The 12750-nt window shown below is 37.1% G+C and carries 11 protein-coding genes and 2 pseudogenes; 11 read left to right on the top strand and 2 right to left on the bottom strand.

What is annotated here, in order from left to right; translation table 11 throughout:
- Positions 1-28 precede the first annotated feature (28 nt).
- The 7 genes and pseudogenes from STRIC_RS03120 (at position 29) to STRIC_RS03090 (ending at position 8135) form a co-directional block, all read left to right on the top strand.
- Positions 29-892, top strand: a complete 864-nt coding sequence (locus tag STRIC_RS03120; RefSeq protein WP_008086983.1) for an IS982 family transposase — start codon at positions 29-31, stop codon at positions 890-892.
- Positions 893-909: 17 nt separating this feature from the next.
- A pseudogene (locus tag STRIC_RS03115) lies at positions 910-1773 on the top strand (carbohydrate ABC transporter permease).
- 80 nt (positions 1774-1853) lie between these two features.
- On the top strand, positions 1854-3299 hold the full coding sequence (locus tag STRIC_RS03110; RefSeq protein ID WP_008087843.1) for an ABC transporter substrate-binding protein: 1446 nt from the start codon (positions 1854-1856) through the stop codon (positions 3297-3299).
- A gap of 184 nt (positions 3300-3483) precedes the next feature.
- Positions 3484-4089, top strand: coding sequence for a YesL family protein (locus tag STRIC_RS03105; RefSeq protein ID WP_008087862.1), 606 nt, complete (start codon positions 3484-3486; stop codon positions 4087-4089).
- Positions 4079-5800, top strand: coding sequence for a sensor histidine kinase (locus tag STRIC_RS03100; protein WP_008087872.1), 1722 nt, complete (start codon positions 4079-4081; stop codon positions 5798-5800). The genes STRIC_RS03105 and STRIC_RS03100 overlap by 11 nt, the downstream gene beginning before the upstream one ends.
- A gap of 341 nt (positions 5801-6141) precedes the next feature.
- Complete coding sequence (locus STRIC_RS03095) at positions 6142-7164, top strand: IS30 family transposase (RefSeq protein ID WP_200857358.1); 1023 nt, start codon at positions 6142-6144, stop codon at positions 7162-7164.
- Positions 7165-7205: 41 nt separating this feature from the next.
- Positions 7206-8135 carry a hypothetical protein gene (locus tag STRIC_RS03090; RefSeq protein WP_156033574.1) on the top strand — a complete coding sequence of 310 codons (930 nt, stop codon included), beginning with the start codon at positions 7206-7208 and terminating at the stop codon, positions 8133-8135.
- Between the two features lie 187 nt (positions 8136-8322).
- Here the strand turns inward: STRIC_RS03090 and STRIC_RS12585 are convergent, their stop codons facing one another.
- Positions 8323-8580: a hypothetical protein gene (locus STRIC_RS12585; RefSeq protein ID WP_234944185.1), complete on the bottom strand. Its 258-nt coding sequence runs from the start codon at positions 8578-8580 to the stop codon at positions 8323-8325.
- A gap of 16 nt (positions 8581-8596) precedes the next feature.
- Positions 8597-8641 (bottom strand): annotated as a pseudogene (locus STRIC_RS13025) (hypothetical protein); the annotation flags it as partial.
- Between the two features lie 348 nt (positions 8642-8989).
- Between STRIC_RS13025 and aroE the strand changes: the two are divergent.
- The 4 genes from aroE to STRIC_RS03070 all read left to right on the top strand — a co-directional run bounded on the left by aroE (position 8990) and on the right by STRIC_RS03070 (position 12624).
- A complete protein-coding gene (aroE, locus tag STRIC_RS03080; RefSeq protein WP_008087878.1) occupies positions 8990-9871 on the top strand; it encodes a shikimate dehydrogenase in 882 nt (293 codons plus the stop codon).
- A 124-nt stretch (positions 9872-9995) separates the two neighbouring features.
- A complete protein-coding gene (locus tag STRIC_RS03075; RefSeq protein ID WP_008087929.1) occupies positions 9996-10907 on the top strand; it encodes an AEC family transporter in 912 nt (303 codons plus the stop codon).
- A 400-nt stretch (positions 10908-11307) separates the two neighbouring features.
- On the top strand, positions 11308-11478 hold the full coding sequence (locus STRIC_RS11725) for a streptolysin S family TOMM toxin (RefSeq protein ID WP_083835413.1): 171 nt from the start codon (positions 11308-11310) through the stop codon (positions 11476-11478).
- A 198-nt stretch (positions 11479-11676) separates the two neighbouring features.
- Positions 11677-12624 carry a SagB/ThcOx family dehydrogenase gene (locus STRIC_RS03070; protein WP_008087933.1) on the top strand — a complete coding sequence of 316 codons (948 nt, stop codon included), beginning with the start codon at positions 11677-11679 and terminating at the stop codon, positions 12622-12624.
- Positions 12625-12750: the final 126 nt, after the last annotated feature.

Genomic DNA, 12750 nt, shown 5'->3' with positions numbered 1-12750 from the left:
TGCCTACACAAACAGGAGGTTAGTCCAAATGAGCCACTTACAGTATACAGCTAAATCCCATCACTTACAATGGAATATGCGTCAATTATCAAAAATTTGTTCTCAGTTTTATCAGGATTATTGTCCGGAAGACTTCAAACACCGTCGTAACGTCTGTCTGTCCAAAGTTTCAGACCAATCTCTTCTAGTTTTACTGCTATTACAAGCTGAACTAGGTATTAAATCACAACGTCACTTTTATAGGATTTGTCAGCTATTTCCCTGCGGTACATTACTAGAAAGAAGTCGCTTTAATAGGCGTGCAAGACAGTTGATTTGGCTGGTTCAAGTGATTCGTCAGGCAATGAACACTCAAATTTCTCCCAATACCATTGTTATTATAGACAGCTTTCCTTTGCCACTTTGTCAATCTATTCGTAACCACAGGTTCAGACTTTTCAATGGGATAGCTAATATTGGTTACACCGCCTCTAAACATATGTGGTTTTACGGTTTTAAGGTTCACATGCTAGTGACCTTATCAGGCTACATTCTGAATTATGTTGTCAGCCCAGCCTCTGTTCATGATATTAAGGCAGTTTACGAGTTGCTAGAAAGGTGTGAACAATCCGTCATTTTAGCAGACTTAGGTTACCTTAACCGTGAGCTGAAAGATGAGTTGAAGCAAAATGGCTATCACCTCTGGACTCCCTTGCGTCAAAATATGGAAGGGGCTAAACAGCATAATCATTGGAAACTAATGGCTATGAGACGAACCATTGAGACTAGATTTTCAGAACTTTGTTCCCTTTTTGATATGGAACGAACACTGGCTAGGGGCATGACAGGGCTGCAATTGAGGATTGAACAAATCATACTAGCTTACAATTTGAGATATTTTGAAATTAACTAGCACCATGGGTAAACTTTATATTTAATATCTTAATCGCTCTCTTTGCCGTCTCTTGTATCATTCCGTTTATCTTTGTTATTATCATTTCATTCACAGATGAACATTACTTGATCAATCATGGCTATAGTTTTTTCCCGAAAGTCATGTCTTTGGAAGCTTACCACTTTATTTTCCAAGGAGCTATGTCCCAACGTATTATTCGTTCTTTCGGTGTCTCCGTTTTTGTAACGGTATTTGGAACTTTGCTAAATACAACGATGACGTCAACTTACGCTTACGCTATTTCAAGACCTTATTTCCCATATAGACGATTCTTTACGGTTTATGCTCTTATTACAATGCTCTTTGCACCAGGTATTGTCGCCAACTATTTGGTCGTTAGCAACCTCTTGCAATTAAAAGATTCTGTCTGGGCTTTGATTTTACCAATGGCCTTAGGACCATTTGGGATTTTGGTAATGAGAACCTTCTTTAAAAAGACAGTTCCTGATAGTATTATCGAATCTGCTCGCATGGACGGTGCAACTGAGTTCATGATTTTTAGAAAAATCGTTCTACCTTTGGCAGTGCCAGGGATTGCAACCATTAGTCTCTTTTCAGCCTTGAGTTATTGGAATGACTGGTTCAATGCTTTACTCTATGTGCAAAGTGAAGATCTGTATCCAATGCAATACTTGCTAATGAAAATTCAAAGTAATTTGCAAGCTCTCGCTTAAAATGCCGGAATGAGTGCTCAAATGGCAGATGGCTTTAAATCCTTGCCAAAAGAGTCTGTTCGTATGGCGAATGTAGTTATCGCTACCTTACCAATTGCTTTAACTTACCCATTCTTCCAAAAATATTTTGTTGGTGGTTTGACTATCGGTGGCGTTAAAGAGTAGTTTTCTTAAGGATTAGCGAATCAACTAGTCCTAGCTAAATTAGTGTTAAAAAGTAAAAATTTTTTAGGAGGCCTACACTTATGAAAAAGTGGCAAAAAATCTTGTGTGTTACTGGAACTGTTTTGGCAGCTTCTAGTTTAGCAGCTTGTGGAAGCAAATCTGCTTCAAAAAATGGTGATGTCAAATTGTTGATGTATCAAGTTGGTGATAAACCTGATAATTTCGATGAATTGATGAAAATTGCCAATAAACGCATTAAAGAAAAAACAGGTGCGACTGTTGATTTGCAATACATCGGTTGGGGTGACTGGGGCGAAAAGATGAGTACCATCATTTCTTCTGGTGAAAACTATGATATTGCTTTTGCCAATAACTATGTGGTTAACTCTCAAAAAGGTGCCTTTGCTGATTTGACAAAATTAATGCCAAAATACGCGAAGAAAACTTATAAAAACTTGGACCCAGCTTACATCAAAGGAAATACGATTGACGGTAAACTTTATGCCTTCCCAGTAGATGCTAACGTGTATGCGCAACAAATGTTATCCTTCAATAAAGAATTAGTGGATAAATATGGTCTTGATATTTCAAACATTAACTCTTATGCAGACGCAGAAGCTGTTTTGAAACAATTCCATGAAAAAGAACCAAACACAGCAGCCTTTGCCATTGGACAAGTCTTTAATATGTCAGGTGATTACGATTACCCATTGACTAAAAACCAACCATTTGCTGTGAAAATTGACGAAGGTAAACCTACTATCATCAACCCATATGATGATGACTCCTTCAAAAATGATCTCCGTTTAATGCACAAATGGTATAAAGAAGGTCTCATCCCAACAGATGCAGCAACTAACACAGAAGGTTACCCATTAGAAGGTAACACTTGGTTTATGCGTGAAGAAACCCAAGGTCCTATGGATTACGGCGATACTATCTTAACAAACGCTGCGGGTAAAGAAATTGTATCTCGTCCTTTGACAAAAGCTCTTAAAACAACTTTACAAGCTCAAATGGCAAACTTTGTAGTATCAAATGGTTCTAAAAACAAAGAAAAAGCTGTTGAAGTTCTTTCTCTTCTTAACAGTGATCCAGAACTCCTTAATGGACTTGTTTTCGGTGTTGAAGGCAAAGCTTGGGAAAAAGTTGGCGACAAGAAAATCAAGTTGCTTGATGGTTACCAACCAAAAATGCACATGGGTGCTTGGAACACTGGTAACAACAAAATTCTTTACACTCAAGAATCTATCACAGATGACATGATTGAAAAACGCGATCAATCTATCAAAGATGCTAAAGAATCTCCAATTCTTGGATTTATCGTAGATACTAAAACAATCAAAACAGAATTGTCAAATATCTCAAACGTGATGAACCGTTACAAAGCAAGTATCAACACTGGTACTGTAGATCCTGATGAAACACTTCCAAAACTCCTTTCAGACCTTAAAGGTGCTGGATGGGATAAAGTTCAAAAAGAAGTTCAAAAACAATTGGATGACTTTGTTTCAAAAGAAAAATAAGATGAGATATCTTATCTAAAGTAAAGAATTGAGGACTGGAGTAATTACCAGTCCTTTTTCTCATCAAGCCATGTCAAAAGAAAGCTCAAATATGATATAGTATAAGAGACAAAGACTCATTGGTCTGTTGATCGAAAAGCAGGCTAGTTAATATGTAATACCCAACCTAGAAAAGGAATGACACATGACAGGAATTGAAAAAATCTGCTTTATTATTTGGAAACTTATCCAACTGACTCTCATTTTTCATCTATTATCATTAGCAGGACTTTTTGTTCTTGGTATCGGCCCTGCTTGGCAGACCATCGCAACCTTATTTTTAGAGACCAGTCAAGATGAAAAGCATTACTCACTAAAGAGAGCGTTTCAGATTTGGAAGACTTGTTTTAAAGAAGCTAATAGTCTGTTTTACTTATTTCTTCTTGTCAGTTTCCTCTTGGGCTTAAATCTGCATTTAGCCTTGCAAATGCATTCTCTGATTTGGTTTACCCTGTCTTTTGTCATTATGGTAGCTATGGCTTGCAACTGGATGGTCTATATCTACATGATCTTTTATACTATTAGTTACGAAATAAAATTGTGGGAGAATGCTAAGTTGGCTTTTATCAGTGTCTTTTTGAGCTTCAAGCAGTTTTTAGAGACGCTTGGTGTTCTGATATTACTAAGTTATATCACTTGGCAGTATAAAGGGCTCTTTATTTTCATTAGTTTTGGCCTTTTGGTCTTTCTGTTAAACCTTGTAACCAAACCAAATCGTGAACTTGTGGATGGCATGATTGATGAAGCTTAATTCTTTTAGTAAAGCCCTAACAAGGCATTTTAAGCAAGGGATTTTAATTAATCGCTTGATGAAACTTTATAGTTTTTTGATACTGATTTTTTTCAGCTTAAGTGCCATAGGTCTCAGTACCTATAGTATCAGAAACCGATATCAGATGGTGGAAACAGAGGCTCAAATGCGTTTAGAAGATACGCTAAGCAAATTGCAGTCTCAAAATTACGTGACCTTACGTGTCTTAGAGCAACTAATAGGACGTCCCGAAGATTACCGTAATTTATATCATTACATGATGTTGACCCCAAATCAATATCTCACTAAAGTCTTTGATGACTGGCAAAAAGGAAAAGATACTATTCTTTTCTCAGAACAATTGCGACGTTTATTTGATTTGTATCCAGAGATGGATACCATAACCATCACCTTAGAAGACGGAACCTCCTATCTCTATGCGGATAGGGCTATTAAAACTGGGCGACTTTTAGCAGGAAAGCCTGAAAAAATGACAGGGAATTATTTAATCAGGTCTATTCGTCATCCAGAATCTGGAGATATCACAGGAAAACTGTACCTTCATTTTGATCAGCCTAGTCCTATTTTACACAAGAAACAAAATAACTATCTGGCCACCTTCGCCTTTGATTACTACGGAAGAAAATTGTTTAGTCAAGGTGGTAAGGATGTTAGGACTTTAGAGACTTCTTTTCAAAAAGTGTTGAAAAGAGATGATACGGTCAATCTTAACACCATAGCCAAAGGTTACAACATCCAGTATAATCGATCAGGTGATTTGCTAGCTTATGTCACCATTCGCAAGTCCTATCTTTTTGGAGAGGCTGTTCGAACAGTTATTATTTATAGCTTAAGCTCACTGCTTTTAGCTTGGCTTTTGTTACAATTACTCTTTAGAGTCTTTAAAAACTATATCCAGCAAGTGTCTGAAATCACTGACACCGTTGAAAAAGTAGCAGCTGGTGACCTTTCTCTCACTATTGACAATAGTCATATGGAGTTAGAGCTTTATAATATTTCAGAAGCTATTAACCAAATGCTTAGCAATATCAATGCTTATATTGATGAAATCTACGTTTTAGAAGTCGAGCAAAGAGATGCGCAGATGCGAGCTCTGCAATCACAGATTAATCCGCATTTCCTCTATAATACATTGGAATATATCCGCATGTATGCCTTAAGTTGTCAGCAAGAGGAGCTGGCAGATGTCATTTTTGCCTTTGCTAGTTTGCTACGTAATAATATCAGTCAAGATAAGACCACTAAGTTAAAAGATGAATTGGCCTTTTGCGAGAAATACATTTATCTGTATCAAATGCGTTATCCTGATAGCTTCGCTTATCATGTCAAAATTGACCCTAATATCGCTAATTTAGCCATTCCAAAATTTATTATTCAGCCTCTGGTAGAAAATTATTTTATTAATGGGATTGATTATAGTCGCCAAGATAATGCTCTGAGTATCAAAGCTTTAGATGAAGACGATTCTATCCTTATTCGCGTACTTGATAATGGAAAGGGAATCAGTAAAGAGCGTTTAGCAGAGATTCAAGCTGGTTTAAAAAATCCCCAAGTTTTAGGAAACAGCTCAATTGGTTTGCAAAATGTTTATATGAGACTCTTTCATCAGTTTAGAGATCAGGTAAGCTGGCTAATGTCAGAAGCTGAAGGTGGGGGCTTTATGATTGAAATTAGAATCAGAAAGGATTAGCATGTATAAGGTATTATTAGTGGATGATGAGTACATGATTCTTCAAGGCTTAAAAGTTATTATTGATTGGCAGGAGTTGGGCTTTGAAGTGGTGGCAGGCAAGAGGTCAGTAGCTTAGGGAAAACCAGACGCTTAAGATGGTCTGCCTTTTCGCCTTCTGAATTTTCTAATGGACAATTGGTTTATCTGACCTTAGATTTGCTTGATGAGCATGGTCAATTGGATATTTCAGCAGATGATGAGATAAAAATTGACCCGCGTTGTAAAATGAAGTGCAACAAAAAAGACATGTTCGTCTGATATACTAGAATTCCCCAATTCAGTATGGAAAGCAGATGAACATGTCCAACATTAATTCTACCAGAAAATCATCCTATTCTCATCTTTCAGCCACAGAACGGGGTGAAATTGCTGCTTATCTTAAAATGGGAAAGAAACCCGCTGAGATTGCTCGACTCTTGGGTCGTCACCGTTCTACAATCTGCCGAGAAATAAAACGTGGTTCAGTAGAACAGGTAAAGGATAAGAATGGAAAACAAACCTTCTTCAACGCCTATTTCGCTGATAGTGGGCAACGTGTCTATGAAACCAATCGTCAAAAGAGTTCTTATCTCAAGTTGAATGACTGCTCCGCTAGGTTCATTGAACAATTAGAATCTGCCTTGACGGCTAACATTCGTCTCCATAGTGTGGATAGTTTTGTTCAGACTTACAAAGTGAACCATCCTGAAGAAGTCGTCCCCTCTACCAAAACGATTTATCGTTATATCAAAGAGGGGGTATTAGCTATTAAACCAATCGATTTGCCTAAGATGGTTAGTATCAGAAAACGTTCTAAGAAAGTCATGAAGACGAATAAGAAGACTTTAGGTAAATCTATCGAAGAACGTCCAGAATATATTAATGATCGTTCTGAATTTGGGCATTGGGAGATTGATTTGGTTCTCGGCAAGAAAACCAAAGGTGAAGCTGTTATGTTGACTTTGGTAGAGCGCCAGACACGCTATGCACTAGGAGTTAAGCTAGAAGACAAGCAGTCCCAAACCATTAACCGTGCTGTCACGCATCTCATCAGTCAGTATCCTATTGCATCCATCACAGCGGATAATGGTTCTGAGTTTAGTTTACTCTCAAACTTAGAAGCTGTTGAAGTTTACTTTGCACATCCCTATTCTTCACATGAGAGAGGAAAAAACGAGAACTTCAATGGCCTCCTCAGAGAATATGTCCCTAAAGGAGTCTCACTTAATCCACTAACCTCTGAAGAACTTGACAATTATATTACTGCCATCAATGAGCGCCCAAGACGACTTCTTCAATATCAATCCTCAAAATTCCTGTTTGAGCTATCCCGAACAGCTTAACATCTGGAACTCTAGTTATCTATGAACTGGTTGCACTTGACTTGACAACTTGCGAGATAAAAATTGATTGCCAAGGTCCGATTAAGTTACTTGCCTTGGATAATGGTAACCCTTGCGACCATCAATTGTATCAGGATGCTTCTCGGAAACTTTATCGCGGCAAATTATTAGTGATGTTACAATTAGAGGGGCAAAAAGGTCAGGCACTTATAAGAGCCAGTTCAGCTAAATTTGGACAGTCGGTTTATGAAATGGCAATTACTGAGAAAGCCATTGATAAAGAAATCTTGACAGATTTTCCTTACCCTTATATTTGGTATGATCGAACCAAGGACGTGTCTCAAGCTACCTTGCCAAGTTCTCGCTACTATCGTGCTTTCGATGGTCCTCTTAGCTTTTCAAAAGAGAGTTATGAGTTTAGAGAAGGCGAAGAGATTCGTTTGCCTCAATTGCTGAGCCCAAGGGATGCTCATCAAAAGCCTTTTAAAAAAGCTTTTCCAGTCACCTGGTTCTTGAAAGAATCTATTTTCTCAGGAAAGCAGACGGTAACAGGACAAGCAGATGTTTTTGGTCAAAAGCTTACTCTTGAAGCAGACTTACGCTCATCTCATAACAAAATCTTTCTTCATCAAGACTTAAGTTTGGTTGCCCAACAAAGTTGTCTCTTTAGAGAAGCCCAATCCATTTGCTATCGCTATCAATACGATACCATCCAAGCTATTGGAGCAATCACTCTCTTAGCTAATGACGACTTACAAGAACTGGACCTTTCTCTAAAGGTATACAGTTCTCTAAGTGCTAAACCAGTCCTCTTAGCTTTTCAAACTAATCTTAAAGCTGGTCAAAGGTATCAACTACTCTTTGAGGATTGTCTTGATGCCTTAATCCTTGAATTGACACTTGTTCAGCCTGAAAATGCTGGCATAAAACTTGATGACATTCAGATTGGACTATGGAATTTAACAACTTAAAATACCTTGCAGCTCTTTAAACGAGGGTTGCAAGGTATGTTTTTATTTGCTAGTATCAAGCTTAGAAAATCGAGTGAAAGATGTTGAGTGGGGATTTTAAAAGCCTAACAACCTAACTTATGTTGACTGTTTTATTTAGGAATAGAAAGTTTTTATCATTTAAGGGAATAGGTCATAGAAGAACGAGTTAAGCTTTAAAAAAAGTTTTTGCTGTCTCTGTCCAAGTGCGAAGTTGTGATCTAAGCATTGTTAATCGTTTTTGAAATAAGGGGAATCTCCCTCTTTCAACAAAAAGAGGAAAATCGAAGCCTTCATCATTCATGACTTGAGGAATTTGGAAGCTCCAATCCTCGTTACGAATAGCGATGATTGGAGCTTCTTGCGTTGAAGTAACCAATGACTCGTTTGCTGAAACAGTTGCTACACCACACAATAGTAGTGGCAAGTGCAATTGAAGCTACACCCAGTTTCAATTGACGGTTGGAAAAAAGTTGTTTTGTGTTCATAGTAACCTCTTTTTGAATATTGTTCTTAATAAATTTAAAATTTATAGCTATATTATATAATTTAAATTTAATTAAATTAATATGTCAATCAATAAGAATTGGTATATCTTAACTAAAAGAAGATAAAAACAATGTCTATTTCAGTTTTTATGGTATAACCAAGCAAAAAAAGGAAGAAGGATAGTGAAAATCAAGAAAAATAAAATGATAATTTGATTAAAAATAGTTTCTGTTTTGGTAAAACAAAACTTTCAGCTTTTTGAGGTAAATAAGCTATAATAGAAAGGCAGACTATTTTGTATTTCACATAAACAAAAGAAGCTTTATTTCATGTAAAGGGAGGCTTAGATGACAGAACGCTTAACAGGACATAGCTTATTGGTAGCTTTATTAGCTAATCCAGCTCGTCATAGCTTGTCTCCCAAAATGCATAATGCTGCTTATAAGCTTTTAAATCTTGATTATGCTTACATGGCTTTTGAGGTAGAGCAAGACAATTTTCCAGATGCCGTCCAGGCTATTCGAGCTCTGGGGATTAGGGGTGCCAATGTCTCCATGCCTTACAAAGAAGCTATTATTCCTTTTTTGGATGAGATATCTCCTCTTGCTAAGTTAGTTGGAGCCGTCAATACGGTGGTCAACAAAGATGGAAAAGGTCATTTAGTTGGATATAACACAGATGGAAGAGGAGCAGTGCAATCCTTACTTGAAGCAGGAATTCCAATCAAGGACCAGATCATTACACTAACAGGTGCTGGCGGAGCAGGGAAGGCTGTGGCTGCCCAGTTAGCTTTTGATGGGGCTAAAGAAGTACGTCTTTTTAACCGTCAATCAAAGACCTTTCAAGAGGCTCAATCGCTAGTAACAGCTCTAAACGAAGAGACTGCTGCTAAGGTTAGTCTTACAGACTTGGCAGATCAGCAAGCTTTTCAAAAGGCTTTAGAGACATCGACCATTTATATTGATGCTACTGGACTTGGAATGACGGTTAAAGGCGCTACCAGTTTGATTAAAGACCCTAAAGCTATTGGAGCTGATTTAACGGTTATGGACTTGGTTTATGAACCGAGTGAAACGCTACTCTTAGCTATGGCCAAAGAAGTAGGAGCTAAAAAAACCATAAATGGCTTAGGAATGCTCCTTTATCAAGGGGCAGAAGCCTTTAAGCTTATCACGGGTCAAGACATGCCTGTAGCGGCTGTTCGAGAACTTCTCTTTGAGCATAAGTAGTCAGATTATTACAATTATCGTTTAGAAATAGCCTTTAAAAGAGTGTGCGAAACACTGTTTGCTAGCAGTGCTTTGGCAGCTCTTTTTTGTCGCTATTAGTTCCATAATAAAGAAGGAGTACCAGTTGTTTCACGTTTTATTAAAGGCTAGTGCCTTTATTCTGATTATTGTCCTTGCATATGTGTTAAAAGTTTATCATGTGCTATCTCCTAAAGATGTCAAGTCCTTTTCTAAGTTACTGATGAATGTGACCTTGCCATCTGCACTTATCGTTTCAACTCAAAGCATCTCTATAACGGCGACTTTATTACTTCCCATTCTGATTGCTATTTTAGGAAATTTAACCTTGCTCGGTATCGGTTATGTCAGAGGTCGACATAAGCCTTCTCAAGAAAAAGCTCAAGAAATGATGCAACTGGCTGGTTATAATATTGGAACTTTCGCCTTTCCTTTTGTCCAATCATTTTTTCCTAGTTCTTATCTTATTTATGTCATTTTATTTGATACGGGAAATGCTTTTATGGTATTTGGAGGCAATTATTCCTTAATTAGTCTCATTGCCAAATTAGAAGAAAAAGTAACGGTCCTTGGAATGCTCAAGAAGTTGTGTCGCTCCTTGCCTTTTTGTACCTACCTTTTTTGTTTTTGTCTATCTCTTTTTCAGGTGACAATTCCAGAAAATATCGTAACCTTGGTCAAGGTAGCTGCAGATGCTAATCCTTTTGTAGCCATGATGGTCTTAGGATTAATGGTTGATTTTAAATTCTCTAAAGAAGTACTGAAATCTTTAGGACAACTCTTAAGCCTCAGGTTGTTAGGATCTCTTATCATGTTAGTTTTCTTGTATAGTTTACCATTAGAGTTAGCTATCAAAGAAATGTTGACCATCTGTTTAATAGCCCCAATTTCGGTTGTGACACCTTTGTATGTTCGACAATTAGGAAGTGACAGTAGTCTTCCTGCGACCCTAAACTCAGTCACGATTTTAAGCAGTGTTGCACTAATGACACTATTTATGGTTTTCTTTGTCTCGTAGTTTAAAAGCAAATTGTCATTATTTTTATATTTTTAAAAGAATGGATTTTTATCTCGTCCATTCTTTTTTATTTACTAGCATGGTCTGTCAGATTCTTACTTAGTCAAAAATGCCTCAAAAACTTCGTTCAATAAGCCTAAAATAGTTTTTAAGGCACATTAAATTGTGTAAAAATTATCTAATTTTTTTATTTTTAATATCTCATTTTCTGTCTTTTTTAATATAATATATATGACAAGAGTTGAATGGTTGTATTACTACGAGGATACAATAGCTAGCCTTGTCCCTTGATCAATTGGTTAAAGAACAAGTAACATTTCTTGTTAGAAAAAGTCTTCTAACTTTAACGCTTGTCAATTGATTACTTCTTACCAAGTCGTAAATATAAGGAGGTAAGATTATGTTAAAATTTACTTCAAACATTTTAGCTACTAGTGTAGGCGAAACCACTCAAGTAGCTCCTGGCGGATGCTGCTGTTGCTGTAGTACTACTTGCTGCTTCTCAGTATCTGTTAATGGTAACTCTACTGGTGGATCAACTTCTGGTATTGCTCCAGCGCCGGCAAGTTAAGTTAGTTGGATTTAGGAGTTTAGCCGTAGGTTAATAGAGGGAAATCATTGGTCGCTAGCTACTGATGCTTAACCTTAGAAGGAGGCAACGTTATGCTAACATTAAAAGCTAACATCATGGCTACTAGCGTAGCTGAAACAACATATGTGGCCCCTGCTGGTTACCACAGTATTAGTGAGATGAGATAGAAAGTTAATTATGCCATTTTTTTCAAAAGAAAAGTTTCATGATAGCCCTCAACCACAGTTGACCAGAGAAGAAGCAAGGCAATTGTTTGAGTTTAATACGGGACATTTCTCTTTTTCGGATTATCATCATCAAACCGTATTAAAAACTTCTAAACAACTGGTTGCTCAGCATCTGATGCCAAATGAAACAGATAACCTAAGTCAACGTTTTTTACTTAATTATAAGACTAATAATAATTATCTCGGCTTTAGAGCCAGTGTGGCAGATTTCTTTACAGATAGTGCTGTAACGACCTTTACCAATAGTGCTTTCTTTGAAGATAAAAGCCGGGTCATACCTTTACCTAAAGCAACAAAAATCACAACCAGTCTTTCGACCTGTATTGTGAATCGCAGAAGTCATCGACAATATATCGACTTGGAGATGCCTTTACAAGATTTAGCCAATCTTCTTTATTATGCAACTGGTGTTAGTTCAAAAGTGCAAGTAAAAGAAGAAATTACTAAGACAGTAACATTGCGAAATTGTTCTTCGGGTGGGGGATTATACCCCATCACTTTGTTTTTTTACGCCAGAAATATCGAAAAGCTTGAGGATGGGTTTTATGAATACTTACCTTATCAGCACGCGCTAAGATGTCACAGTCTTGCTCCTCAAGAAGATATTCGAGCATTTGCAGAATACGGTCCTATCAATGCTCAGGATTGTAATATGATTATTATTTATGCCTATGACTATCTCAAAAATACTCGTAAGTATGGTAATCAAGCTACTGCCTATGCCTTTATTGAATCAGGAGAGATGGCGCAAAATATCCAATTAGTTTCGACAGCCTTGGTATATGGCAGTGTCGATATTGGTGGTTATAATAAAGAATACCTTCAAGAAAAATTAGGTTTAGATGGCTTGAATCATCATGTGATTCATATGACTATTGTCGGTAGTAAGGAGTCTTAATGAAATATCAATTAAATAGTAATGTCCGTATTGTCCAATTTAATGACACCTTTTGTTTTCGAAAAGGCTTGTGGGATTTTAACGAAGCTATGAATAGGTTACACTAAACTAGACAGAATTTATAAA

The sequence above is a fragment of the Streptococcus ictaluri 707-05 genome, from assembly GCF_000188015.2.
Lineage (GTDB): Bacteria > Bacillota > Bacilli > Lactobacillales > Streptococcaceae > Streptococcus > Streptococcus ictaluri.
The sequence above is the reverse complement of the archived record's forward strand: the minus strand, read 5'-3'. Positions and strand labels throughout refer to the sequence as shown.

Excerpts from the sequence above, each read along its gene's own strand:
- STRIC_RS03120 (WP_008086983.1), top strand. The coding sequence starts at position 29 with ATGAGCCACTTACAGTATACAGCTAAATCCCATCACTTACAATGGAAT.
- STRIC_RS03110 (WP_008087843.1), top strand. The coding sequence starts at position 1,854 with ATGAAAAAGTGGCAAAAAATCTTGTGTGTTACTGGAACTGTTTTGGCA.
- STRIC_RS03105 (WP_008087862.1), top strand. The coding sequence starts at position 3,484 with ATGACAGGAATTGAAAAAATCTGCTTTATTATTTGGAAACTTATCCAA.
- STRIC_RS03100 (WP_008087872.1), top strand. The coding sequence starts at position 4,079 with ATGAAGCTTAATTCTTTTAGTAAAGCCCTAACAAGGCATTTTAAGCAA.
- STRIC_RS03095 (WP_200857358.1), top strand. The coding sequence starts at position 6,142 with ATGTCCAACATTAATTCTACCAGAAAATCATCCTATTCTCATCTTTCA.
- aroE (WP_008087878.1), top strand. The coding sequence starts at position 8,990 with ATGACAGAACGCTTAACAGGACATAGCTTATTGGTAGCTTTATTAGCT.
- STRIC_RS11725 (WP_083835413.1), top strand. The coding sequence starts at position 11,308 with ATGTTAAAATTTACTTCAAACATTTTAGCTACTAGTGTAGGCGAAACC.
- STRIC_RS03070 (WP_008087933.1), top strand. The coding sequence starts at position 11,677 with ATGCCATTTTTTTCAAAAGAAAAGTTTCATGATAGCCCTCAACCACAG.